The 24,906-nt window shown below is 44.8% G+C and carries 19 protein-coding genes; 11 read left to right on the top strand and 8 right to left on the bottom strand.

The window, feature by feature from the left end; all coding sequences use genetic code 11:
• Positions 1-149: 149 nt before the first annotated feature.
• The 5 genes from dnaA to SPUTW3181_RS00035 all read left to right on the top strand — a co-directional run bounded on the left by dnaA (position 150) and on the right by SPUTW3181_RS00035 (position 7,617).
• Positions 150-1,535 carry a chromosomal replication initiator protein DnaA gene (dnaA, locus tag SPUTW3181_RS00015; protein WP_011787424.1) on the top strand — a complete coding sequence of 462 codons (1,386 nt, stop codon included), beginning with the start codon at positions 150-152 and terminating at the stop codon, positions 1,533-1,535.
• Between the two features lie 20 nt (positions 1,536-1,555).
• Positions 1,556-2,656, top strand: a complete 1,101-nt coding sequence (gene dnaN, locus SPUTW3181_RS00020; RefSeq protein ID WP_011787425.1) for a DNA polymerase III subunit beta — start codon at positions 1,556-1,558, stop codon at positions 2,654-2,656.
• 196 nt (positions 2,657-2,852) lie between these two features.
• Positions 2,853-3,935, top strand: a complete 1,083-nt coding sequence (gene recF, locus SPUTW3181_RS00025; RefSeq protein WP_011787426.1) for a DNA replication/repair protein RecF — start codon at positions 2,853-2,855, stop codon at positions 3,933-3,935.
• Positions 3,936-3,951: 16 nt separating this feature from the next.
• Positions 3,952-6,369: a DNA topoisomerase (ATP-hydrolyzing) subunit B gene (gene gyrB, locus SPUTW3181_RS00030; protein WP_011787427.1), complete on the top strand. Its 2,418-nt coding sequence runs from the start codon at positions 3,952-3,954 to the stop codon at positions 6,367-6,369.
• 201 nt (positions 6,370-6,570) lie between these two features.
• Complete coding sequence (locus tag SPUTW3181_RS00035) at positions 6,571-7,617, top strand: HDOD domain-containing protein (RefSeq protein ID WP_011787428.1); 1,047 nt, start codon at positions 6,571-6,573, stop codon at positions 7,615-7,617.
• Between the two features lie 87 nt (positions 7,618-7,704).
• On the opposite strand, the gene glyS is transcribed toward SPUTW3181_RS00035, so the two are convergent.
• Positions 7,705-9,774: a glycine--tRNA ligase subunit beta gene (gene glyS / locus SPUTW3181_RS00040; RefSeq protein ID WP_011787429.1), complete on the bottom strand. Its 2,070-nt coding sequence runs from the start codon at positions 9,772-9,774 to the stop codon at positions 7,705-7,707.
• A 10-nt stretch (positions 9,775-9,784) separates the two neighbouring features.
• Positions 9,785-10,690 (bottom strand): glycine--tRNA ligase subunit alpha, encoded by a 906-nt coding sequence (gene glyQ, locus SPUTW3181_RS00045; RefSeq protein WP_011070431.1) that lies wholly within the window; start codon positions 10,688-10,690, stop codon positions 9,785-9,787.
• Between the two features lie 117 nt (positions 10,691-10,807).
• Here glyQ and SPUTW3181_RS00050 point away from each other — a divergent pair, with 117 nt between their 5' ends.
• Entirely contained in the window at positions 10,808-11,410 is a 603-nt protein-coding gene (locus tag SPUTW3181_RS00050; protein WP_011787430.1) for a DNA-3-methyladenine glycosylase I, read from the top strand.
• Between the two features lie 117 nt (positions 11,411-11,527).
• On the opposite strand, the gene SPUTW3181_RS00055 is transcribed toward SPUTW3181_RS00050, so the two are convergent.
• The 5 genes from SPUTW3181_RS00055 to fadB form a co-directional block, all read right to left on the bottom strand.
• Complete coding sequence (locus SPUTW3181_RS00055) at positions 11,528-14,716, bottom strand: amidohydrolase family protein (RefSeq protein WP_011787431.1); 3,189 nt, start codon at positions 14,714-14,716, stop codon at positions 11,528-11,530.
• A 221-nt stretch (positions 14,717-14,937) separates the two neighbouring features.
• Positions 14,938-15,390: an MOSC domain-containing protein gene (locus SPUTW3181_RS00060; RefSeq protein ID WP_011787432.1), complete on the bottom strand. Its 453-nt coding sequence runs from the start codon at positions 15,388-15,390 to the stop codon at positions 14,938-14,940.
• Between the two features lie 44 nt (positions 15,391-15,434).
• Positions 15,435-15,680, bottom strand: coding sequence for a sulfurtransferase TusA (gene tusA / locus SPUTW3181_RS00065; RefSeq protein ID WP_011787433.1), 246 nt, complete (start codon positions 15,678-15,680; stop codon positions 15,435-15,437).
• A gap of 230 nt (positions 15,681-15,910) precedes the next feature.
• On the bottom strand, positions 15,911-17,074 hold the full coding sequence (fadA, locus tag SPUTW3181_RS00070; RefSeq protein WP_011787434.1) for an acetyl-CoA C-acyltransferase FadA: 1,164 nt from the start codon (positions 17,072-17,074) through the stop codon (positions 15,911-15,913).
• A gap of 22 nt (positions 17,075-17,096) precedes the next feature.
• Positions 17,097-19,247, bottom strand: a complete 2,151-nt coding sequence (gene fadB, locus SPUTW3181_RS00075) for a fatty acid oxidation complex subunit alpha FadB (protein ID WP_011787435.1) — start codon at positions 19,245-19,247, stop codon at positions 17,097-17,099.
• A gap of 490 nt (positions 19,248-19,737) precedes the next feature.
• Here fadB and pepQ point away from each other — a divergent pair, with 490 nt between their 5' ends.
• The 4 genes from pepQ (at position 19,738) to hemG (SPUTW3181_RS00095) (ending at position 23,764) form a co-directional block, all read left to right on the top strand.
• A complete protein-coding gene (gene pepQ / locus SPUTW3181_RS00080) occupies positions 19,738-21,060 on the top strand; it encodes a Xaa-Pro dipeptidase (RefSeq protein ID WP_011787436.1) in 1,323 nt (440 codons plus the stop codon).
• A gap of 27 nt (positions 21,061-21,087) precedes the next feature.
• The gene (locus SPUTW3181_RS00085) at positions 21,088-21,702 is read left to right on the top strand and encodes a YigZ family protein (RefSeq protein WP_011787437.1); all 615 of its coding nucleotides are present in this window, start codon (positions 21,088-21,090) and stop codon (positions 21,700-21,702) included.
• Positions 21,703-21,779: 77 nt separating this feature from the next.
• Complete coding sequence (locus SPUTW3181_RS00090) at positions 21,780-23,237, top strand: TrkH family potassium uptake protein (RefSeq protein WP_011787438.1); 1,458 nt, start codon at positions 21,780-21,782, stop codon at positions 23,235-23,237.
• A 2-nt stretch (positions 23,238-23,239) separates the two neighbouring features.
• A complete protein-coding gene (hemG, locus tag SPUTW3181_RS00095; RefSeq protein WP_011787439.1) occupies positions 23,240-23,764 on the top strand; it encodes a menaquinone-dependent protoporphyrinogen IX dehydrogenase in 525 nt (174 codons plus the stop codon).
• A gap of 50 nt (positions 23,765-23,814) precedes the next feature.
• On the opposite strand, the gene SPUTW3181_RS00100 is transcribed toward hemG (SPUTW3181_RS00095), so the two are convergent.
• Positions 23,815-24,123, bottom strand: coding sequence for an ArsR/SmtB family transcription factor (locus tag SPUTW3181_RS00100; RefSeq protein WP_011787440.1), 309 nt, complete (start codon positions 24,121-24,123; stop codon positions 23,815-23,817).
• 202 nt (positions 24,124-24,325) lie between these two features.
• On the opposite strand from SPUTW3181_RS00100, the gene hemG (SPUTW3181_RS00105) reads away from it, so the two are divergent.
• Positions 24,326-24,880, top strand: coding sequence for a menaquinone-dependent protoporphyrinogen IX dehydrogenase (gene hemG / locus SPUTW3181_RS00105; protein ID WP_011787441.1), 555 nt, complete (start codon positions 24,326-24,328; stop codon positions 24,878-24,880).
• The last annotated feature ends 26 nt before the right edge of the window (positions 24,881-24,906 follow it).

The raw sequence follows: 24,906 nt of genomic DNA on the forward strand, positions 1-24,906 counted from the left end.
TTGAATAAAAGGATCGTTTTTGATCTTAGGTGATCGAGGATATCCACATAGAATGATCTTGCTGGGGATAAATATTTTTTAAGGATAGCGATCCTTGAGATCTCGCTATAGAATACACCTCTTTTTGATGATCTTTTGGGGATAACTAAGTGGCGGTTTCACTTTGGCAACAATGTATCGGACGACTGCAAGATGAGCTTCCTGCTCAGCAGTTTAGTATGTGGATCAGACCGTTACAAGCTGAAATGGATGGTGATACATTGGTGCTCTATGCGCCCAACCGCTTCGTGCTCGATTGGGTCAGAGAAAAGTACATTAATATCATTAATCAGTTTTTTACTGAGCAAATGGGTAGCGACGCACCCAAATTACGCTTCGATATTGGTAGTCGTCCATCGGCTAAAAAGTTTGAGCCCGCCCCAGTAGCGACTGTGCGTGCACCTAATACTCAAACTAAAGCGACTGTCGGTACTTATTTTAATACCCAAGCTGAGCCTATTGCTAATGCTAATCATCGTAGCAATATCAATCCAACCTATCAGTTTGATAACTTCGTCGAAGGTAAATCAAACCAATTAGGTAAAGCTGCAGCGTTGCAAGTGGCTGAAAATCCTGGTGGTGCCTATAACCCATTATTCTTATATGGTGGAACAGGTTTAGGTAAGACTCACTTGTTGCATGCTGTCGGGAACGGGATCATCAAAAATAATCCTAATGCCAAAGTGGTTTATATGCATTCTGAGCGTTTTGTCCAAGATATGGTTAAAGCGCTGCAAAATAATGCCATCGAAGAATTTAAACGTTACTACCGTAGTGTCGATGCACTGTTTATCGATGACATTCAATTCTTTGCCAATAAAGACAGATCTCAAGAAGAATTCTTCCATACCTTCAATGCCTTGCTTGAAGGCAACCACCAAATTATTTTGACTTCAGATCGTTATCCAAAAGAGATCGATGGTGTTGAAGACAGATTGAAATCGCGTTTTGGTTGGGGGTTAACCGTGGCGATTGAGCCACCCGAGTTAGAAACCCGTGTGGCGATTTTGATGCGTAAAGCCCAAGAGAGTGGTATTAACTTGCCCGATGAAGTGGCCTTCTTTATTGCTAAGCGCTTACGTTCAAACGTGCGTGAGCTAGAAGGTGCGTTAAACCGCGTTATTGCGAACGCTAACTTTACTGGTCGACCAATCACCATTGATTTTGTTCGTGAAGCACTGCGTGACCTCTTGGCACTTCAAGAAAAATTAGTCACTATAGACAATATTCAGAAAACCGTAGCTGAATACTACAAGATCAAGATGGCTGATATGTTGTCTAAGCGCCGTTCACGCAGTGTCGCGCGTCCAAGACAAGTTGCCATGGCGTTATCCAAAGAATTAACTAACCAGAGCTTGCCTGAAATTGGTGATGCTTTTGGTGGTCGCGATCACACCACAGTGTTGCATGCCTGTCGTAAAATTGCTCAGCTACGGGAAGAGAGCCACGACATAAAAGAAGATTATGCTAATTTGATTAGAACGCTATCTTCTTAAAAACAAGGAATTTGGACACTATGAAATTCTCAATTGATAGGGATGCCCTGTTAAAGCCGCTTCAATTAGTCTGTGGTGCGGTAGAAAGACGCCATAATTTGCCCATTTTGTCTAATCTCCTTGTAGAAGTTAGTGGTCACTCTCTTAAATTGACGGGGACAGATTTAGAAGTTGAACTTGTTGGTCAAGCTGTGGTTCACGGTGATATCGAAGAAGGTCGTACAACAGTTCCTGCTAAGAAGCTGTTAGATATCGTAAAGTCATTGCCAGAACAAAGCGAATTAAAGGTTGAGCAACAGGATAATAAGTGGTTGCTGCGTTCAGGCCGTAGCCGTTTTTCCTTAGCGACTTTGCCCGCAGAAGAATATCCCAATGTTGAAGCTTTCCAAGCTGAAATTGAATTTAGTTTAAAGCAAGGCGTATTGAAGTCGATTATCGATTCGACGCAGTTTTCTATGGCGAACCAAGATGTGCGTTATTACCTCAATGGATTACTCTTTGAAACTGAAGGTAATATGTTGCGCGCTATTGCGACCGATGGTCATCGTTTAGCCTTAAGTCATCGTGTTATCGATGCCCAATTACCTGAAAAACAAGTTATTGTCCCGCGTAAGGGCGTGATGGAAATGGCGCGTTTATTGGAGTCGGACGATTTAGATATTGCGATTGCTATCGGTGATAATGCGATTCGTGCGACTACCGCTAACACCGTCTTTACCAGTAAATTAGTGGATGGTCGCTTCCCTGATTATCGCCGTGTATTACCAAAGGGCGGTGATAAAATTGTGATCGCGAGTCGCAATCATTTGAAACAAGCACTGACTCGGGCATCGATTTTATCCAACGAAAAATTCCGTGGTGTGCGTATTCAACTCGAAAATGGTTTGCTCAAGATTACCGCTAACAATCCTGAACAGGAAGAAGCGGAAGAGATCATCGATGTTGACTATAACAATCAATCACTTGAAATTGGTTTTAACGTCAGTTATTTACTGGACGTGCTCAATAACCTTAAGTCCGATGATGTGCGTATCACGCTGATTGATGGTAACTCTAGCGCTTTAATTGAAAACCATTTGGAAGAAGATTCCATGTATGTGGTTATGCCGATGCGTTTGTAGTTCACGTCACATACTTGTCCATGTTTACCCGTTTATCTTTGCTATCTACGCCGCGTGTTAGTGGCGTAGATTTCCTCAAAATACTCCTGTTAAACCATCCATCATTGGTATGGTGCGGCTTCACTAAGGTCAGTGCGGTATGATAGCTATTATGAATTTCTGTACTGTGCCGATTGCTCGGCTCTATGGGTAATGCATGAGTTTAACCCGTCTTAATATTGAAGCTTTTCGCAATATTCAGTTTGCACAGTTAATCCCTGCGCCAGGGATTAACGTGATTTATGGCCAAAATGGCAGCGGAAAAACCAGTATTTTAGAAGCCATTTATTTCCTCGGTATGGGGCGTTCGTTTCGCAGCCATTTATCGCAGCGGGTGATTAATAACGACAACGATAAGTTGACTCTATTTGCGACGTTAAACTTAGCGCGCGGTGACAGTAAAATCGGTTTGCGCCGATTTCGTAGCGGTGAGACTGAAGTTAAAATTGATGGCGAAAAGGTCAAACGGCTATCGACCTTAGCCGAAACCTTGCCTATTCAAGTGATCACACCAGAAAGCTTTTCGTTACTGTTTGAAGGCCCAAAATCCCGTCGACAATTTATCGATTGGGGCGCATTTCATGCCGATCCGCAGTTTTATGGTGCTTGGACGAATGTTCGTCGTGTTCTTAAGCAGAGAAATCAATTGCTTAGGAATGGTGCTGTTTACACTCATATTCAATTTTGGGACCAAGAATTTGTGCGTTATGCCGAGCAGGTCACCGAAATACGAAACCATTATGTAGACTCGTTAAATGGGCTACTTAAGGGTATAATCGGGGAGTTTTTACCGAGTGTAGATGTGAAGGTTTCATTTACTCGCGGCTGGGATAGTAAGACGGATTTTGCAGAACTACTCGAAAACCAATATTCCAGAGATTTGGCCACAGGTCATACCGTCAGCGGTCCCCATAAAGCTGACCTTAGACTTCGTGTAGGCAATTTGCCGGCGCAGGATGCCCTGTCCCGTGGTCAATTGAAATTATTAGTCTGTGCACTGCGTATTGCACAGGGAAAGTTGCTCAAACAACAAATAGATAAACACAGTATTTATCTTGTGGATGATCTTCCATCCGAGTTGGATGCACAGCATAGGCAGCTATTGCTTAAGCAGTTAACGGATACCGGAGCACAAGTATTTGTGACCGCCATCGATCCTGCTGCAATAGTCGATTCGTTACACACGCCTCCCAATAGGATGTTTCATGTGGAACAGGGACGTGTAACGGTAGTTGAATAACCATTGAGAGAATAATATGTCAGAGAATAGTTACGATTCTTCGAGTATTAAGGTCCTTAAGGGCCTTGATGCAGTACGTAAGAGACCTGGGATGTATATTGGTGACACCGACGACGGTACGGGTCTACATCATATGGTGTTCGAAGTAGTCGATAACTCTATCGATGAAGCGTTAGCCGGCCATTGTAGCGATATTACCATTACTATCCATGTAGATGGTTCTGTTTCTGTAAAAGATGATGGGCGTGGTATTCCGGTCGCTATCCATGAGGAAGAAGGCGTATCGGCAGCAGAAGTTATTATGACGGTATTACATGCCGGCGGTAAGTTCGATGATAACTCCTATAAAGTGTCTGGTGGTCTCCACGGCGTGGGTGTTTCGGTTGTAAACGCTTTATCTCGAAAGCTGCAAATGACTATTCGTCGTGCTGGCAAAGTGTACGAACAATTTTATACCCATGGTGTGCCTGATGCGCCAATCAAAGAGATTGGTGATGCAACCAAAACAGGGACTGAAATCCGTTTTTGGCCGAGTGAAGATACCTTTAGTGATGTTGAATTTCACTTTGAAATTCTAGCAAAACGGGTGCGTGAATTGTCATTCCTTAACTCTGGTGTCGGTATTCGCCTGATTGATGAACGTGACAATAAAAATGAATTTTTCAAATATGAAGGCGGTATTAGTGCATTCGTCGATTATTTGAACCGTAATAAAACACCTGTCAATAAAGAGGTGTTCCACTTTATGCAAGAGCGTGACGACGGTATTACCGTTGAAGTGGCTATGCAGTGGAACGATGGCTATCAAGAAAATATTTTCTGTTTTACCAACAACATTCCGCAACGTGATGGTGGTACTCACTTAGTTGGTTTCCGTAGTGCGTTGACGCGTAACCTCAACAACTACATGGAAAACGAAGGCTATAACAAGAAAGGTAAGACGAACGCGACCGGCGATGATGCCCGTGAAGGCTTGACTGCCGTTATCTCTGTTAAAGTGCCAGATCCTAAGTTCAGCTCGCAAACCAAAGACAAACTGGTTTCTAGTGAAGTGAAAACCGCGGTTGAACAAACCATGGGTGAGAAGCTGAACGATTATCTACTGGAAAATCCCGCCGATGCTAAGCTGATTGTCGGTAAGATTGTCGATGCGGCCCGTGCCCGTGAAGCGGCGCGTAAAGCCCGTGAAATGACCCGTCGTAAAGGCGCACTCGATTTAGGTGGTTTGCCAGGTAAGCTGGCCGATTGCCAAGAAAAAGATCCTGGTCTTTCCGAAATTTACATAGTGGAAGGGGACTCTGCTGGCGGTAGCGCTAAGCAGGGACGTAACCGTAAGAACCAAGCGATTCTGCCACTAAAGGGTAAAATTCTAAACGTTGAGAAAGCCCGCTTCGATAAGATGTTGTCTTCTCAAGAAGTGGCGACGCTTATCACGGCGCTTGGCTGTGGTATTGGTCGCGACGAATATAACCCAGATAAAACCCGTTATCACAACATCATCATCATGACGGATGCTGACGTCGATGGCTCGCACATTCGTACCTTGCTGTTAACCTTCTTCTTCCGTCAAATGCCTGAATTGATTGAACGTGGTTATGTGTATATTGCTCAGCCGCCTTTGTTTAAAGTGAAAAAGGGTAAGCAAGAACAGTATTTGAAAGACGAACCAGCACTGACTCAATACCTCACGACTCAAGCATTGGATGGCACCGTAGTGTATCCAACGCAAGGTGCACCTGGTATGTCGGGTGAGCCGTTAGAGCGTTTAGTGACTCAGTACCGTGAAGTAGAGGCGATTGTTGCCCGTTTAGAGCAGCGTTATCCAACGCACATTACTAACCGTATGCTTTATCACCCAATGATCACCAACGAGATGTTGGCTGATGAAGGTAAGATGAAAGAGTGGATCGATGCCTTTATCCACGAGCTGGTGGAAATGGAAAGTAGCGGTGTATTGTATTCGGCTGAGCCAATTCTCGATCCTGAGCGTAAAGTGTATCTGCCTAAGATCACTATTCGTAAACACGGTATCGATACTAACTACCTGTTTACTTATGATTTCTTCCAATCAAGCGATTATCAACGTATCGGCAAGTTAGGTGCGGCGTTAGATGGCATGATTGAAGAAGGCGGCTATGTACAACGTGGTGAACGGGTTAAAGAAGTCGGCAGTTTCCTCGAAGCGCTAGATTGGACGATTTCGGAAGCGAAACGTGGCTTGTATATCCAGCGTTATAAAGGATTGGGTGAGATGAACCCTGAGCAATTGTGGGAAACGACAATGGATCCTGAATCACGCCGTATGTTGCAAGTCACAATTGATGATGCCGTGGGTGCCGATCAGTTGTTCACTTGTTTGATGGGTGACCAAGTGGAACCACGCCGTGAGTTTATCGAAGCGAACGCATTGAACGTGGCTAACTTAGACGTGTAATGTGTTGTAATGATTGATTGAATTAAGGGAAAGCTGAGGCTTTCCCTTTTTGTTTGGATTATTAATACTTATCTCATAAAAGCAGCTATTATGTTGTTATTAAGTTAGTGACAAATACCTTTTATTGAGCATTGACTACAATGGACTTGCATTGCTTGATATTGAACTCTTTTTATTTGTTAATTCTGGGAGTTATATTGCTTGATAAAGTCCATTTTTAATAAATTATTTAATCTTCGTGAAAATAACCCAATTGAGCGTCCTAAGAGCTTTAGTGCCACCGATTTGGGAAAGCCACTAGCAATTTCTCCAAAAAATATCACTCAGCAGGAAAGTATTTCTGCTAACGTTGTTTACGTTGATTTATCTGCACTTTTTTATAGTTTGTTATTTCCCGCTCGAGTGAATGATGCCGGTGGAATTGCCAACAATCTTGAACGTCGGGTGATGACGGAGATAGAGCATGCCTTAGCATCGCCACAAGTGATCGCCGAAAAAGTGTTAAAACTGCCATCAAAGGTATTGGAGTTAGATCGTAAGCTGGCTGACCCACAGTTTGATATTAAGGCTCTATTAGCACTTATCGAGCGAGATCCTTTACTGAGTGTGGAGGTGCTTAAGCTGTGCAATTCCCCTGCGTTTAAACGTAGCGATAGGGATATCACCAGTTTACAACAGGCTTTGGTACAGCTTGGCCGCGAACAGTTGAGAAAGTTTGTCACCACTTGTTTAGTGCGTGAAATGTTAGATATCAAACCAATTTATTTCCGTCGTTTTGGGGCTGAAATTTGGCGCCATTCGATGCAGGTCGCTTTTCTTGCCAGTGAGTTAAGCGATGAAGATCAAGATACAGCTTTTTTATTGGGCCTATTACACGATGTCGGCAAGTTGGCTATTTTTAAAATGCTCCTCGATGCATTTGTACAGGCAGAGCCAGGAGAACAGCCTAATTCTGGGTTATTTAGACAAGTTATGACGACCAAATCGTTAACCTTGAGTTCATTGCTTGCTAAGCATTGGCAGTTACCTAATACCTTTGAAACAGAATTAGACAGGCTCGCCACTGTGAACTCGCGTCCTCAAGCGGGGCTTGCTGCAGTGGTATGGCGGGCGAATGTGATTAGCGAGATTTCTATGCTGCATCAAGCAGGACAATTATCCCCTGAGATACTGGCGAATTTACTGCAGCAAGTTAACTTGGAACAGACCCAATTTGATGGCTTACATCAAAAGCTGCTGCAGTTCTGATTGGGCAATTTAATACGTTTGGTATAAGAAATCAGGCCAATAAAAAACGCGCTTAAAAGCGCGTTTTTTATTGGTGCTTAGCGCACATTATTGCAGTAATGAGATATCCGCTACGTGCAGGAACTGCTCGCGTAGATTATTCAACAATGCTAAGCGATTGTTTTTCAATGCTTCATCATCCGCCATTACCATCACATCTTCGAAGAACTGATCCACGCTTTCACGCAGGCCAGCTAACAAAGTTAAGGCTTGTTGGTAATCGGCATTGGCAAACAAAGGTGCCAACTGTGGTTGCAGTTCATTCAACTTGGCCGCTAATGCTTGCTCTGCGGCTTCGGTTAACAAACTCGCATCGATAGTAGTTGGTAAAGCGCCTTCAACCTTAGCCAGAATGTTGGATACACGTTTGTTCGCTGCTGCAAGTGCGCCAGAAGCTTCTAGGCTTCTAAAGTGAGATACCGCATTGATACGGCTATCAAAATCAGCAGGGCGTGTTGGGCGACGTGCTAGCACGGCTAAGATCACATCAACACCAATGCCTTTATCTTGATACCAAGCGCGAAAACGTGCCATTAAGAACTCTAACACTTCGTCGCTTGCATTGACGTTGCTTAAGTGAGTGCCGTGGAGCTCCTGAGCTTTAGCAATCAGTGTTACTAAATCCAGTGGCAGTTTGTTCTCAACGATAATACGCAGCACACCGATGGCGGCACGGCGTAGGGCAAAGGGATCGGCTGCGCCTTTTGGTGCTTGGCCAATACCAAAGATACCGACTAAAGTGTCGAGCTTATCTGCTAATGCGACTGCGCAAGAAACGCCTGCACTAGGCACTGTATCGCCAGAGAACTTAGGCTTGTATTGCTCTTCCATCGCAACCGCAACGGCTTCGGTTTCACCATCGAGGCGGGCGTAGTGCATGCCCATAGTGCCTTGAGTGTCGGTAAACTCCATCACCATATTGGTCATCAAATCGGTTTTAGATAACAAACCTGCACGGGCTGCATCCACCGCATTCGCGCCAGTCTGCTCGGCAATAAAGGCGGCTAGGGCAGAAATACGATTCACTTTGTCTTTTAAGGTACCGAGCTGCTGTTGGAACAGGACGGTTTCAAGACTCGGTAAACGCGATTCCAGCGTGTGTTTTTTATCGGTATTAAAAAAGAACTCAGCATCAGCCAAGCGCGGGCGAACGACTTTCTCGTTACCTGAGATAATTTGCGCGGGATCTTTAGATTCGATATTGGCCACAAAGATAAAGTTTGGCAGTAACTTGCCCGCGTCATCAAAGACAGGGAAGTATTTTTGATCGCCCTTCATGGTATAGACCAAAGCTTCAGACGGCACACTTAAGAATTTTTCTTCGAAGCTGGCGGTCAATACCACTGGCCACTCAACCAAAGAGGCGACCTCTTCAAGTAGGCTATCTTCGATATCGGCGGTGCCACCAATCTTAGCGGCGGCTTTTTCGGCATCGGCTTTGATTAACGCTTTACGGCTTTCGTAATCGGCGATGACTTTGCCTTTCTCTTTTAGGTCGGCAAGGTAGTGATCAGCATGGGCTAATTCAAACTGTTTGAGGCCCATAAAGCGGTGACCGCGAACAGTGCGAGCTGATTTAATACCCAGCAACTCACCTTCAATCAACTCACTACCTAACAAGATAGTGGCAGTATGAACAGGGCGAATAAATTGGGTTTTATTATTGCCCCAACGCATTGGCTTAGGAATGGGCAATTTATCCAGCGCACGTTGCGCCATAGCAGCGATCAAACTTTTCGTTTCGACGCCTTCAACTTTGGCGTTATGGACTAACCATTCGCCTTTATCTGTAACTAAGCGCTCGGCTTGCTCAACGGTAATACCATTACCACGTGCCCAACCTTCAGCTGCCTTAGTGGGTTTGCCTTCAGCATCGAATGCAGAACTCACTGCTGGACCGCGTTTTTCAACGATTTTGTCGGCTTGCGCAAGGGCAAGTTCAGTGACATTTATTGCCAGACGACGTGGCGCTGCGTACCAAACGGCTGAGCTGAACGCTAAATCGGCTTTGGTGAGTTCTTCAGTAAAGTTAGCTAAAAAGGATTCAGCCAGTTTACGCAGTGACTTGGGTGGTAACTCTTCCGTGCCTAACTCTATGAGTAAGTTTTCAAAATTCATGTTTTTACCTCTACTTACACATTGGGAAGCCAAGCGCTTCGCGTGCCTGATAATAGGATTCAGCAACAGCCTTAGCCATAGTGCGAACGCGTAAGATGTAGCGTTGGCGCTCGGTAACTGAAATGGCGTGGCGGGCATCGAGCAGGTTGAAGGCGTGTGAGGCTTTCATCACTTGTTCATAGGCGGGTAGAGGTAAAGGTTTTTCCAGCGACAATAAATGCTGACACATTTTTTCGCACTGATCGAACAGAGCAAACATAAAGTCTACATCTGCGTGTTCAAAGTTATAGGTCGATTGTTCGACTTCGTTTTGGTGGAATACATCGCCATAGGTGATGCGGCCCATTGGGCCATCGGTCCAAACGAGATCATAAACGCTATCAACACCTTGGATATACATCGCCAGACGCTCTAGGCCATAGGTGATTTCACCCGTGACAGGGCTGCATTCTAAGCCGCCGACTTGTTGGAAGTAGGTAAACTGAGTCACTTCCATGCCGTTAAGCCAGACTTCCCAGCCTAGACCCCAAGCTCCGAGTGTTGGTGATTCCCAGTTATCTTCAACAAAGCGGATATCGTGGATTTGAGTATCGATACCGAGTGCTTGCAGTGAACCTAAATAGAGTTCTTGGATATTATCTGGTGAAGGCTTCAACACGACTTGGAATTGGTAGTAGTGCTGTAGACGGTTAGGGTTTTCACCGTAACGGCCATCTGTTGGGCGGCGCGATGGCTGCACATAGGCACTGCTCATAGGTTCTGGCCCTAGAGAGCGTAAGAAGGTTTGTGGGTGGAAAGTTCCCGCACCGACTTCCATATCTAGAGGTTGAACGATTGCACAGCCTTGCTGCGCCCAATATTCCTGCAGGGTGAGAATAAAACCCTGAAATGTTTTTACGTCGTGTTTTGTCGTCATGTCTACTTGTCTACTGCCGTCAGCCTGAATAGAAAATGGGTTCGATTATACCTTGTAGATATCTGCTTATGTAGGTTATTTTTTACCTTCTTAATTAAAACAATAAGGTTATATACCATGGAAGAGATCCGCTGTGGCTGGGTAAGTGATGATCCCTTGTATCGTGAGTATCACGACAAAGTGTGGGGGCGGCCAGTTTATGATTCTAAGGAGTTGTTTGCTAAGTTGTGTTTAGATGGTCAACAGGCCGGATTATCTTGGATTACGATCCTGAAGAAGCAACAAAACTATGAGCAGGCCTTTGCCAATTTTGAACCTGAGATAATTGCCACCTTCGATGAGACAAAAGTAGAGGAGCTTATGTTGAATCCCGGTATAGTGCGCAATCGCTTGAAGGTGAACTCTATCATCAAGAATGCCAAAGGTTATTTAGCCTATACTGCCGATGGGAAGGATTTCTCTGCATTTTTATGGAGCTTTGTGGGCGGTAAACCCATAGTTAATCAGATTAGGGCAATGTCGCAGGTTCCGGCACAAACACCAGAATCTGAAGCCATGTCAAAAGCGTTGAAGAAGCTCGGATTCAATTTTGTCGGCCCAACCATTTGTTATGCCTTTATGCAGGCGGTGGGAATGGTGAACGATCATCTTGTCGAGTGTATTGCTTATCAGGCCTGTGTCGATTCTTGTGCCGGACTGCATAATCACGAGCAACATTAATCGAGAGATTGCCGATGTTGAAGTAGGGTTTAGAACTTGTCGTGGTATTAGAAGTCTAGAGATAAAAAAAGCATGTTCCACGTGGAACATGCTTTTGGTTATTTCTATTTGCTGAGATTAGATTTTCTCAAAGAAAAACGGCTTACGCTGTGCTTTATCCCCATTAAGCTTATTCATAGTCTCTGCATTAAATAATTTACCATTCACCATCGTATAAGTGACTCTGTCGGTGACCCGAATGTCGGCTAATGGATCACCATCAATAACGATCAAGTCTGCGAGCTTACCTTCTTTGATTGAGCCAAGCTGATGCTCCAAGCCAAAGGTTGTCGCCGGATTAATGGTGGCCGTTTTTAATACCTCCATATTGCTCATGCCGCCTTGGGCAAACATCCACATTTCCCAGTGTGCCGCTAAACCCTCTCGTTGGCCGTGAGCGCCAATATTAGGATGAACCCCTAACTTATTGAGCTCATTAGCGACGTTGGCAACATTGAAATGATTATAGTGGCTCTCTGGCGCATGCGGGCGTCGCATTGATCTGGCTTGTAAAATATCGGCGGGGACATACATGGATAGGCGTGGATGTGCCCATACATCGGTTTTATCGTACCAGTAGTTTTCACCAGAAATACCACCATAGGCGACCACTAAGGTTGGGGTGTAACCAACTTGAGTCTGGCTCCAAAACTGTTTGATATCGTTATAGATTGAACCAACGGGGAGCGAGTGCTCAACCGTGGTATGGCCATCGGCGATCATGCTTAAATTATGTTGCAGCAAACTGCCACCTTCTGGGACAACCATCATTTCAAGTTCACGCGCAGCGGCTATGACTTGTTGCCTTTGATTACGGCGTGGTTGGTTATAACTTTTTACACTAAATGCCCCGACTTTTTTAAGGCGTTCAAGATGGAATTTGGCATCATCCAGCGAGTCGATATGTGACGTGTAACCCGGTGCATTGGCTCCATAAAGTATGGTGCCGGTGGAGAATATGCGTGGGCCAACGATATTGCCTACTTTTTGTTGCTCAGATGCGGCAAAGATTTCTGTGGTGTCATTCGATGGATCGTGAATCGTAGTCACGCCTAAAGATAATCCAGAATAGAGCGCCCAGTTCTGTTGCGGTACAATTTCATCATCTGCTTGCGGTCCATGGGCGTGGGCATCGAATAGTCCTGGCATAATGGATTTGCCTTTGATGTCGATGATCTGCGCATCCTTAGGAATCGCAACATTGGCATCGCCTACGGCGACAATATGATTGTCTTTAACTATGACCACACCATTATCAATTACCTGGTCATTTTCCATGGTAATCACTTTACCACCTATAAACGCGATTGTTCCACGTGGAACATCGGCCTTTTCGGTAAAGCCTAAATCGATAATGCTTGGTTGTGCCTTTTCATCTTTGTTGCGATATTGAGTGTCAACCTTGGCTTGATAAAGTTCGGGGCCAAGCGTCCAATATAGTTGGTCGCTTTTACTGTTCCAACTGATACTTTCGCCCGCACGGGCACTCAATTGGCTTACGGGTAGATTGCTGGCATTGGGACCAATCTCAACTGTCTCGCCGTGTTTAGCAAAAGGTGTTACCCAAACTTTAAAGCGTTCAGCAAAGGCGAGTTGCTCACCATCGGGTGAAACCCTAAATTCAGTTGCATGTTTGCTGCTGTAATGAACCCGCTTATCGAAGCCGTCTAAGTTGATCGATGATAATTGCGGCGTTTCATCTTCGCTGCTATTCATAAAAAAGATGCGATCGGCATTGGCACCGAATTGAGCTTGATAGCCATCGGCACTGAGCTTGCTATTTTGTTTACCTTTAATATCGACTTTATATAGCCCAGGTTCCTGCGACCAAGTTCTCGGGGTAAGATTACCGCCTTGAGTTTTACGATACACCACGAGTTCACCATTGGGTGAAAAGGTGGGTTCGACATACTTTCCTGGCTCAGATGTTAGCTGCTTAGGTTTGCCGCCTTTGGCGCTAATCACTTGTACCGTGCCTTGGTCTTGGTCATTCCAAGTAGTGAAAACAATATTTTTACCATCGCGCGACCATTGTGGATAAAGCTCTGCGATATTTTTATCCAGTTCTGTTAAGCGTGACATCTTGCCGTCGGGTAAGGATTTTAACCAAATTTTGCCAAGAGCTTCGAAGGTGACTTTGCTGCCATCGGGAGAGACCTGCGCCATACGTAGCATTTTTACATCAAAAACGTCTTTATCTATATCTTGCTTAAAGCGTACCGAGGGCTGTACTGCTAACTCGGTTTTTACACTGAAGGGAATATCTGTGAGTGTCTTATTGGCAACATTCAGGCGATTAATTTTTCCCTTAGCCCAGAAGAAAATATCCTTGCTATCTTGTGTCCATGCCATTGTTGGATAGACGCCATGAATCGCCCACGTCTCTTGCATATCACGGTCAAGTTCGCCAAACAGCTTAGTCGTCTCTCCCGACTTAAGGTCGAGTAGGTAGAGTGATGACTGAAAATCATCGCGCTTAATATAGGCGAGCTTAGTGCCGTCTGGGCTTGGCGTTGGCCGAATGGCACCACCTGTGCCTTCAATCAAGATCTCAATCTCACCAGTTTGAGTATCGTAACGTTTGATTTTGTAGATACCGTTGACTGAATCCTTTGAGTAATGGAAGGTTTTACCCGGCGTGTCATCTTGGCTAAAGTAGATATAGCGCCCATCGGGTGAATATGCGGGTTCACCTAAATCTTTCTCATCATTTGGACGTTCGGTCAATTTGACGCCTTCGCCCCCCGCCACGTGATATAGCCACACTTCGCCCGCACCTAAACTGCGGCTGGCGGTAAAGTGCTTACGGGCAACCAGATACTGGGAGTCTGGGCTCCAAGCTGGACTGTTTAGTAGCCTGAAGGTTTCTTTGGTGACTGTTCTTGGTTTTTTACCATCGGCATCCATAATCCAAATGTTATCACCACCATCGCCATCGGACGTAAAAGCAATGTGCTTGCCATCAGGGCTATAGACGGGTTGCATCTGCCAAGCTATGCCTTGGGCCAATGGCTTAGCTTCACCGCCTGTTACTGGAATTTGGTAGATGTCACCGAGTAAGTCGAAGACGATATGCTTACCATCTGGACTGACACTCAAGTTCATCCAAGTGCCTTCATTAACATCAACTTTGACTTGCTCTAAGGGAGCATTCGCTGGAGCGTTAACATGCCAAGTCGATTCTTTCGTTTCTGTGGCGTTAACTGTGAAGGTATTCATCCCAAGAATGAGGGCAATATAAAGCGGGGTAAGTTTAGCGTTCAACATGTCACTTCCTGTTATCGTTTTTATGGATTACATGATCCGTATTAATCACAAGATAAAGTTTTGTTAATACTTGGTGTAGTTATCGCATAAATAGGTAGGAAGGAAAACGTAAATACTGTTTCAATTAGTGATCGGAGAAAAATACGAGCGGATAGGAAGCTATATAGTAAGCCAAGTTAGAGACTTGGCTGTAGTTTGAGTCTTGTGCAGAATATACCCATTTATGAGAGTGATTCAGTGACTAACGTGACTGTATCACCCTGATGGATCATCGCGCCCACGATGACTCGGCAAGTTACACCACCGCGCCAATCGGGAGAAAGTGCAGCCTCTAAACCAATATGGGCCACTTCCATTTTTTTACAGGGATCTGTCTCACCCGTGATTTCAAGTAGTAACTCACCAATCTGCAAATGTTTACCAACATCAGCACTGCTAAATACCAGACCATCAACGAATAGATTTGCTCTGCGAGTCGTCCAAGGTAAATCTACATTGATACTTTGGCATGCAGTCAGCCATTGCTGTTTGGATAGTACTGTGACTTGGCGTTTGCCTGGGCGGCCAAATATATCTTTTTCGACACCGCTGAGTTGGGTGACATTGGCGTACAGAACTTCATTCATTAAGCCATTCTTTACGGTTTTATAGGCAATCCCCAGCAGCTTTGGCATAGCATCATATCCTCTGTTTACTGTTTAATGACAGGTTATACGACCTAAAGTCCTTTTTTGATCAAATATTGGTATGGCGTTTGAGCCGTTTCGCTGGCGATAAGGGTGTGGTCCATAAACTCACAAAAGCTGGGAATATCGCGAGTTGTTGCTGGATCATCGGCAATGATGAGCAGTGTCTCACCAGCAGCCATTTGTCTTACTGTTTTACGCACCATCATTACAGGCTCTGGGCAGCGTAAACCTAGGGCATCGAGTTTATGCTGTGCGTTTGAGAAAGCGTCGTTCATATTACCTCTACAGAACGGTCAAACAGAATTGGCTAATGTTACTCTAGCGATCATGATAAACCAAGCTGGCTATTTGAATTTGTGATAGGTATTAAGGTGCTTATATTTTGATATTATTTGATTGATGTTTCACGTGGAACATCTGCATATATGTCAGAGCTATTGATATCAAAATGCCGGAAATTAATTCCGGCATTCTTTATCTACCAATGTAATAAATCGCAGGATGATTAAACGCGTTCGAAAACAGTGGCGATACCTTGGCCTAAACCAATACACATGGTCGCTAAACCTAAGGTCGCGTCTTTGTCTTCCATCAAGTTGATCAGCGTAGTAGAGATACGTGCGCCTGAACAGCCCAGTGGGTGACCTAGTGCAATCGCACCGCCGTTGAGGTTGATTTTGTCGTCAACCACATCCGCTAAGCCTAAATCTTTTACACAAGGTAAAGACTGAGCTGCAAATGCTTCGTTCAGTTCAATCACATCTAAATCGGCAACTGTGATACCGGCACGAGCCAGCGCTTTTTGCGTGGCAGGAACAGGGCCGTAACCCATGATCGCCGCATCACAACCCGCAACCGCCATCGAGCGAATACGTGCACGAATCGGTAAGCTAAGTGCGCGCGCTTTAGATTCTTCCATGATCAGCATGGCTGAAGCGCCATCAGACAGTGCAGAAGAAGTACCTGCAGTCACAGTACCGTTGACTGGATCAAATACCGGACGCAGTGCTGCTAGAGATTCCATAGTAGTTTCTGGGCGGATCACTTCGTCTTGCAGTACTTTAATTAAGGCACCGTTAGCATCGTGACCTTCAATGCCATAGATTTCCTTAGCAAAGCGGCCTTCAATCGTCGCGGCATAAGCACGTTGATGAGAACGTACTGCAAAAGCATCTTGCTGTTCACGGGTAATACCGTGCAATTTACCCAGCATTTCAGCAGTTAACCCCATCATGCCAGAGGCTTTTGCCACGTTATTAGCAAGACCTGGGTGGAAGTCGACACCATGGCTCATAGGTACATGGCCCATATGTTCTACGCCACCAATAATAAAGGTGTCGCCCATGCCAGTCATTATCGCACGCGCCGCTTGATGGATAGCATCCATTGATGAACCACATAGGCGGTTAACCGTCACCGCGCCAGCGGTCTTTGGAATGCCGGCTAATAGTGAAGCATTACGGGCAATGTTGAAGCCTTGCTCTAGGGTTTGTTGCACACAACCCCAAATCACGTCTTCAATTAGGTTTGGGTCGAGTTGCGGATTACGCAGCAACAGACCTTTCATCAATTCGGCAGACAGAGTTTCTGCACGTACATTACGAAATACGCCAGCCTTTGAGCGGCCCATCGGAGTACGGATGCAGTCTACGATAACAGCTTGTTTCATGATTAAATTCCTTTCCCGCTAATTAGGCTTGGTAGTAGCTACCATTATTGGTGGCTTTTGTACGCATCGCATCTGTGACTTGATACAGACCGCCCAAGTGAGCATATTTGTCTGCTAAGGCCACAAAGTTTGCGACACCCATGGTATCCAAGTAACGGAACACGCCTCCTCTGAATGGCGGGAAACCTAAGCCATAAACCAGGCCCATATCCGCTTCGGCAGGTGATGCGACAATGCCTTCTTCTAAACAGCGCACGGTTTCTATGATCATAGGGATCATAGTACGGGCAATAATGTCATCGGCTTCAAAGGTTTTTAACTCGCCAAAGGCATCTTTCAATAGGCCGTAGCTCGTAGGATCGACATCTTTCTTCGGTTTGCCACGGCTATCAACTGAATAGACATAGAAACCTTTGCCATTTTTCTGGCCAAGGCGCTTGTTCTCAAACATCACATCAATCGCGTCGGTACCAGATTTACCCATACGATCAGGGAAACCTTCAGCCATTACTGCTTGGGCATGGTGACCTGTGTCTAAACCCACTACGTCGAGTAGGTAAGCTGGGCCCATTGGCCAACCAAATTGTTTTTCCATAACTTTGTCGATTGCAGCAAAGTCGCCACCTTCGGCAAGTAGGCCGTTAAAGCCTGCAAAGTAAGGGAAGAGTACGCGGTTAACGAAGAAGCCTGGGCAATCATTAACCACGATTGGGGTTTTGCCCATTTTGCTGGCGTAAGCCACAACAGAGGCGATGGTTTCTTCAGAGCTGTGCTCGCCACGGATAACTTCTACCAACGGCATTTTGTGCACTGGGTTGAAGAAATGCATACCGCAGAAACGCTCAGGTTTCTTCATGCTCTTAGCGAGCAAGTTGATTGAAATCGTTGAGGTGTTTGACGCGATAATCGCATCTTCACTCACATAACCTTCAACTTCGGCTAAAACCTGTGCTTTAATTTTTGGATGTTCAACAACGGCTTCAACGACGACATCACTGTGTTTGAGCGCAGCATAATCTAATGAAGGCGTGATGTTGTTCAGCACTTTGGCCATTTTTTCTGGCGTTGAACGGCCACGAGCAACTTGCGCCGATAGCAGTTTGGCGGCTTCATTGAGGCCTAAATCTAATGCTGGCTGGGCAATGTCTTTCATGACAATCGGTGTGCCTTTGCTGGCGCTTTGGTAGGCGATGCCGCCGCCCATAATGCCAGCACCTAATACGGCAGCGTTTTTCACTTCTTTGGCTAACTTACCCGCTTTTTTCGCTTTGCCTTTAACGAGTTGATCATTAAGGAAGATACCTATAAGTGCCTTAGCAACGTCGGTTTTAGCCAGCTTGATAAAGGCTTGATGTTCGATTTGTAATGCTTCAGCACGACCTTTAGTCGATGCTTGCTCAATCACGCTTACTGCGGCCATTGGTGCTGGGTAGTGTTTACCCGCAACAGCAAATACCATGCCTTTAGCTGTGGTGAATGACATCATAGCTTCAAGTTTGGGCAGCGTTAGGGCAGACAGCTTACGGTTACGACGCGCTTGCCAATCCAGCTTTTCTGCAACAGCATCTTTGAGCATTTGAATCGCAGCCGCTTCTAATGCTTCTGGCGCAACCACAGCATCCACAGCACCGACTTTCAGTGCATCTTCAGCGCGTTGGTCGTTACCTGTGGAGATCCATTCAAGTGCGTTATCTGCACCAATTACACGTGGCAGACGAACTGTGCCGCCAAAGCCTGGGATGATGCCGAGTTTAGTTTCAGGTAAACCGATTTTGGCTGTGGTATCTGCGATACGAAAATCCGTTGCCAGAATGGTTTCACAGCCGCCACCTAAGGCAAAGCCTTTGATTGCAGATGCGGTTGGGAAAGGTAAGTCTTCGAGTTTGTTGAAGACAGCGTTGGCTTGTTCAACCCAAGAGAGCAGTACAGCATCATCTTGTGCAAATAGGCCTAAAAATTCGGTAATGTCGGCACCCACAATAAAGGTATCTTTACTGGAGGTCAGCACTAACGCTTTGATATTGGAATTTTGCTTGATGCTGTCTAATGCGGCATCGAGCGAAGCGAGGGTTTCTCTGTCGAATTTGTTCACCGAACCGGGTGCGTTAAAGCACAGCTTGGCAATATTATCCTCGAGTAACTCAACTTGAATTGTAGGACTTTGGTAGATCATTGCTTGCTTCCTTTTGGCTTAAAAGTGATACCCACCATTATGTGTTGGTGCTAGTACGACTCTCTATCTCACAGCAGCTTCGGCCATCATTTGACCAGTTGTGTGCCAGTGTGCTTCGAAATTCGATAAATTACAACACCCAATTTAAACGACTGTTTAATTTCTTGTCGGCTAGGGTGATTTTTCACCTTTGTGATACACTGCACAGAGTGTAGAACGCCTAGAATGCGTTAAATCACTTTGTGGATAAATAGGTCTTTGTGGCTGTTTTCCTTAGACGTTTAAACGCTGTAGCCATGCTAGGGTTGAATAGAATTATTAAAAATAATCATGATGTTATCGCTTTTATGTTCTTTGTTTAGCAGCCATGTATTTTAGATTGAGTGACAGTTTAACGTTTTGATTGAATCTGTTGTTCATGATCAGATTAAGATTATGTGGGCAAATTTGGCTCATAATATTAACTTTTATTCATTGCAGGAGATGACAAATGGATCAGTTGGCTCATCACTATCGTGCCCATATTGCCGAGTTAAACCGCCGAGTCGCAGAGATTTTGTCTCGAGAAGCCTTGTCTGGTTTAGTGATCCATTCGGGTCAGCCGCATCGGATGTTTTTGGATGATATCAATTATCCCTTTAAAGCAAACCCGCACTTCAAGGCATGGTTGCCAGTGTTGGATAATCCGAATTGCTGGTTAGTCGTCAATGGTCGCGATAAGCCGCAGCTGATTTTTTATCGTCCTGTGGATTTTTGGCACAAAGTATCCGATGTGCCGGATATGTTCTGGACCGAGCATTTTGATATTAAGTTGTTAACTAAGGCTGATAAGGTCGCTGAACTGTTGCCCAAAGACACTGTTAATTGGGCTTATTTGGGCGAGCATTTAGATGTAGCCGAAGTGCTGGGTTTTACCAGTCGCAATCCCGATGCTGTGATGAGCTATTTGCATTACCACAGAACCACTAAAACTGAATATGAGCTGGAATGTATGCGCCGCGCCAACCAAATTGCGGTGCAGGGACATTTGGCGGCTAAAAATGCGTTTTATAACGGTGCGAGTGAGTTCGAGATCCAACAGCACTATTTATCTGCCGTGGGCCAGAGCGAAAATGAAGTGCCCTACGGCAATATTATCGCTCTTAATCAAAATGCGGCGATTTTGCATTACACCGCGCTTGAGCATCAAAGCCCCGCGAAACGTTTGTCTTTTCTTATCGATGCGGGCGCGAGTTACTTTGGCTATGCGTCTGATATTACTAGAACCTATGCCTTCGAGAAGAATCGTTTCGATGAGTTGATCGCTGCGATGAATAAGGCGCAGCTTGAGCTCATCGACATGATGCGTCCCGGTGTGCGTTATCCTGATTTACACTTAGCTACTCACGCTAAAGTCGCGCAAATGCTATTGGATTTTGATTTAGCCACGGGGGATGCCCAAGGTTTGGTTGATCAAGGCATTACCAGTGCTTTCTTCCCCCATGGTTTAGGCCACATGTTAGGTTTACAAGTGCATGATGTGGGTGGCTTCTCCCACGATGAGCGCGGTACCCATATCGCGGCGCCCGAGGCCCACCCATTTTTGCGCTGCACCCGCATTTTAGCGCCAAACCAAGTACTGACTATGGAACCTGGGTTATACATCATAGATACTTTGCTTAATGAGCTTAAACAAGATAGTCGTGGCCTGCAGATCAACTGGCAAACCGTTGATGAGTTAAGGCCTTTTGGCGGTATTCGTATCGAAGATAACGTCATAGTGCATCAAGATAGAAACGAGAATATGACCCGCGAGCTCGGCTTAGCCGATTGATCATAGGGCAAAGTTTAGGACGATCTTGTGCTCGACAGTTACCTTATCCCGAGTGAAAATATTCAGATTGAAGAAGAGATAAAGCATAGCCGCTTTATCTCTTTTATCTTTCATTGCGATAGTATTGATAAATTAAAGTTAGTGCTCACTGACATAAAGCGTGATTACCCCGGCGCAAGCCACTACTGCTATGCTTTTATCGCTGGCGCACCAATCGACACTGTATTGATTGGCTCAAGTGATGACGGTGAACCCGCTGGCAGTGCTGGCCGCCCTATGCTCGCTGTTTTACAAGGTGCAAATATTGGTGAAGTTGCTGCTGTGGTTGTGCGCTATTATGGCGGTACTAAACTTGGTGTGGGAGGCTTAGTTCGAGCCTATACTTCTGGTTTAAGACTTGGATTGACCAAGCTATCAATGCAAACAAAGCAGCTGCGTTATCCTGCAAGGCTACAGTGTGACTACTCGCAACTAAGGGATGTAGAATATTCATTACAGCAAGTTGATGCCGTTATGATCAATAAGCAGTTTGCTGAAGTTGTCTATATTGAGTTTGAAATAGGAAAGCTACAGCAAGAAAGGTTCAGCGAATTATTGATGACCTTGAGCCAAGGCAGCTTAAGTGCCGAGTTTGAACTGTGATGCCCGCGCAAATTATGCCAAAATAGCCAAAATGCTGAAAATACCTTTACAGCCAATGGAATAATTGAACTCGCTTAATGCAATATAAAACCATAATAAGAATAATAGGTCTATTAATCGGCTTATTTTCCATCACTATGCTGCCACCAGCACTGATCGCTATTTGGTATAACGATGGTGGCGGTACGGCATTTATCCAAGCCTTTTTTGTGAGTCTATTTATTGGTTTTTGGCTTTGGTATCCCAATCGCCGCTGCAAAGAAGAGTTACGTACCCGAGAGGGTTTTTTGATTGTTGTATTATTTTGGACAGTACTGGGTTCTATAGGATCCCTTCCATTTATTTTCTCTAATCAGCCAGATCTGAGTTGGACAGATAGTTTTTTTGAATCTTTTTCGGCGCTGACCACGACTGGGGCGACAGTGATTGTTGGTCTTGACTCCTTGCCCAAAGCTATTCTGTTTTATCGGCACATGCTGCAATGGCTCGGTGGTATGGGGATCATTGTGCTTGCTGTGGCTATTTTACCTGTACTTGGTGTTGGGGGGATGCAGCTTTATCGTGCTGAAATCCCAGGGCCTGTGAAAGACAGTAAGATGACACCTAGGATAGCTGAAACAGCTAAAGCACTGTGGTATATCTATTTACTGTTAACGATCTCCTGTGCTGGCGCCTATTGGTTGGCAGGAATGAGTATTTTTGATGCAATTTGTCATTCTTTTTCAACCATAGCCATTGGTGGCTTTTCGACCCATGATGCCAGTATGGGCTATTTCGATAGTCCTGTGATCAATCTGATTTGTGTGTTCTTTCTAATTGTCTCTGCGGTTAACTTTAGCGTGCATTTTGCGGCATTTTCGCGGCGAGGTATTAACGTTAAAGTGTATTTTAAAGATACTGAATTTAAAATGCTGGTGGCGATTCAACTTATTCTTACCGCGATTTGTTTTCTGACGCTTTATCATTCTGGTATTTATGAATCACCCGAAGAAACCTTAGATCAGGCGCTGTTTCAAGCAGTTTCTGTGGCGACAACGGCTGGATTCGGTACGGATAGCTTTCATATGTGGCCGCTATTTTTACCGATGTTATTAATATTCTCGAGCTTTATTGGTGGTTGTGGCGGTTCAACTGCGGGGGGGATTAAAGTTATCCGGGTGATTTTGCTGCTGTTACAGGGGTCGCGCGAATTGAAACGACTCGTTCACCCGAAGGCGATGTTTTCAATTAGGATAGGCTCTAAAGCCTTACCAGACCGCGTGGTTGATGCTGTTTGGGGATTCTTTTCTGCCTATGCGCTAGTGTTTGTGATTTGTATGCTTGCACTGATGGCGATGGGTTTAGATGATATTACCGCTTTTAGTGCTACCGCGGCTTGCTTAAACAACCTTGGCCCAGGTTTAGGCGAGGTGGCGAGTAATTACGCCAGTATCGGTGATGGAGCAAAGTGGGTGCTGGTGGTCGCTATGTTGTTTGGACGCCTCGAAGTCTTTACCTTACTGATTTTATTCACGCCAACCTTTTGGAAAAATTAAAGATGCAGACGTTAATAATCTACTCAACCATTGATGGCCAAACATTGGCAATCTGCCAAAAAATAAAACTGTTTGCAGAGCAGGCGGGAGAAAATGTTTCGCTAGTCACGTTAGAGCAGGCAGAAGCATTGAGTTTGGCTGATTTTGATAAAGTGTTGATCGGTGCCAGTATTCGCTATGGAAAATATAGGCCCGAGTTATATCAATTTGTTAATCGTCACCATGCCGTATTAGATACCAAAATTAACGGATTTTTTTCCGTTAATGTTGTGGCACGCAAGCCCTTAAAAAATACCCCCGAAACCAATCCCTATATGCAAAAGTTTTTAAAACTTTCCCTATGGCAACCTCAGCACTTGGCGGTATTTGCAGGTAAGATTGATTATCCAAAGTACAGTTTCTTTGATCGCACTATGATACGTTTTATTATGTGGATGACTAAAGGGCCGACCGATATTAACGGAACCTTTGAGTTTACCGATTGGGCTAAGGTTGATGCTTTTGGCACTGACTTTAGTCACCAGTAAAAAAAATTTAAGCCCCAAATCTTAAAATAGAGAGGGGCTTAAATTTAGCATTACCCCGCGCAGTAGCGATTGTGTAGAATAGAAATGACTTGGGTAACTTGCTCATTCTTAAGCTTATAATAAACAATTTGCGAACTCTTACGGGTATCCACTAAATCTTCTGCGCGTAACACAGCTAAATGCTGGGATAGTGCGGATTGGCTTAATGGCACCGTGGCATTGAGCTCAGTTACGCTTAACTCTTTATCTAGCAATAGGCATAAAATCATTAGGCGATAAGGATTCGCGATGGCTTTAAGCCATTTAGCTGCACTTTCCGCATTAGTTACCATTGCATCTACATCTATATCATTTTGCATAAGGTCACTCACTTTATCGCTTATTTTATTAGATAATTCTAATTGTACATACCTGTAAACGCAATCATACTGCTCGACAATACAGATCTCAATTTTTGCATAACAGAATATGAGATACCGCTGATTTGTGATCCTATCAGAGGATTATTTAGCGGAATAACGCCACAATGGTGACATTACTTCAGCGAATTGAGAACTTCCAATGATACGCGTCCTCGTACTTTATTTTACCCGTGGTGGACATACAGCCAAGATTGCTAGTGCAATTGCTGATCAATTAAAAAACCGTGGTGCGCAGGTTGACTTAGTTGATATCAATAGTGCCGCAGCCACTCGGATTAATTGGCCGGATTATCAGGTTGTTGCTCTGGGGGCTTGTGTTCTCTACGGTACCTACGATAAAACAGTATTCCAGTTTATAGAACAGCATAATCAAGCATTAAGCGCTTTACCGAACAGTTTCTTCTGTGTCAATGTGGTCGCCAGAAATCCTGAAAAACGTATCCCAGAAAATAATAAATACCTGCAAAAGTTTATTGCATTATCACCATGGACTCCCGCAGATCTGAAGATCATTGCAGGTAAAGTGGATTATCCTTCATGGCCTTGGTACGACAGATTGGCGATTCAGTTGATTATGAAGATGACTAAAGGTCCAACCGATCCTAAATCAGTGATCGATTATACCGACTGGGAAGATGTGAAAATTTATGCCGATCATCTGTTAGATCTGACAGAGGTTACAGCAACAACGTAATGGAAAATGCATGTTATTAGCGCATT

Origin of the sequence: Shewanella sp. W3-18-1 (assembly GCF_000015185.1) — a bacterium.
In the GTDB taxonomy this organism is placed as follows: domain Bacteria; phylum Pseudomonadota; class Gammaproteobacteria; order Enterobacterales; family Shewanellaceae; genus Shewanella; species Shewanella putrefaciens.

Excerpts from the sequence above, each read along its gene's own strand:
- SPUTW3181_RS00060 (WP_011787432.1), bottom strand. The coding sequence starts at position 15,390 with ATGCCAAAGCTGCTGGGGATTGCCTATAAAACCGTAAAGAATGGCTTA.
- glyQ (WP_011070431.1), bottom strand. The coding sequence starts at position 10,690 with ATGACGACAAAACACGACGTAAAAACATTTCAGGGTTTTATTCTCACC.
- hemG (WP_011787441.1), top strand. The coding sequence starts at position 24,326 with ATGATACGCGTCCTCGTACTTTATTTTACCCGTGGTGGACATACAGCC.
- SPUTW3181_RS00100 (WP_011787440.1), bottom strand. The coding sequence starts at position 24,123 with ATGCAAAATGATATAGATGTAGATGCAATGGTAACTAATGCGGAAAGT.
- fadA (WP_011787434.1), bottom strand. The coding sequence starts at position 17,074 with ATGAAACAAGCTGTTATCGTAGACTGCATCCGTACTCCGATGGGCCGC.
- tusA (WP_011787433.1), bottom strand. The coding sequence starts at position 15,680 with ATGAACGACGCTTTCTCAAACGCACAGCATAAACTCGATGCCCTAGGT.
- SPUTW3181_RS00050 (WP_011787430.1), top strand. The coding sequence starts at position 10,808 with ATGGAAGAGATCCGCTGTGGCTGGGTAAGTGATGATCCCTTGTATCGT.
- hemG (WP_011787439.1), top strand. The coding sequence starts at position 23,240 with ATGCAGACGTTAATAATCTACTCAACCATTGATGGCCAAACATTGGCA.
- pepQ (WP_011787436.1), top strand. The coding sequence starts at position 19,738 with ATGGATCAGTTGGCTCATCACTATCGTGCCCATATTGCCGAGTTAAAC.
- dnaN (WP_011787425.1), top strand. The coding sequence starts at position 1,556 with ATGAAATTCTCAATTGATAGGGATGCCCTGTTAAAGCCGCTTCAATTA.
- recF (WP_011787426.1), top strand. The coding sequence starts at position 2,853 with ATGAGTTTAACCCGTCTTAATATTGAAGCTTTTCGCAATATTCAGTTT.
- gyrB (WP_011787427.1), top strand. The coding sequence starts at position 3,952 with ATGTCAGAGAATAGTTACGATTCTTCGAGTATTAAGGTCCTTAAGGGC.
- SPUTW3181_RS00090 (WP_011787438.1), top strand. The coding sequence starts at position 21,780 with ATGCAATATAAAACCATAATAAGAATAATAGGTCTATTAATCGGCTTA.
- glyS (WP_011787429.1), bottom strand. The coding sequence starts at position 9,774 with ATGAATTTTGAAAACTTACTCATAGAGTTAGGCACGGAAGAGTTACCA.
- SPUTW3181_RS00055 (WP_011787431.1), bottom strand. The coding sequence starts at position 14,716 with ATGTTGAACGCTAAACTTACCCCGCTTTATATTGCCCTCATTCTTGGG.
- fadB (WP_011787435.1), bottom strand. The coding sequence starts at position 19,247 with ATGATCTACCAAAGTCCTACAATTCAAGTTGAGTTACTCGAGGATAAT.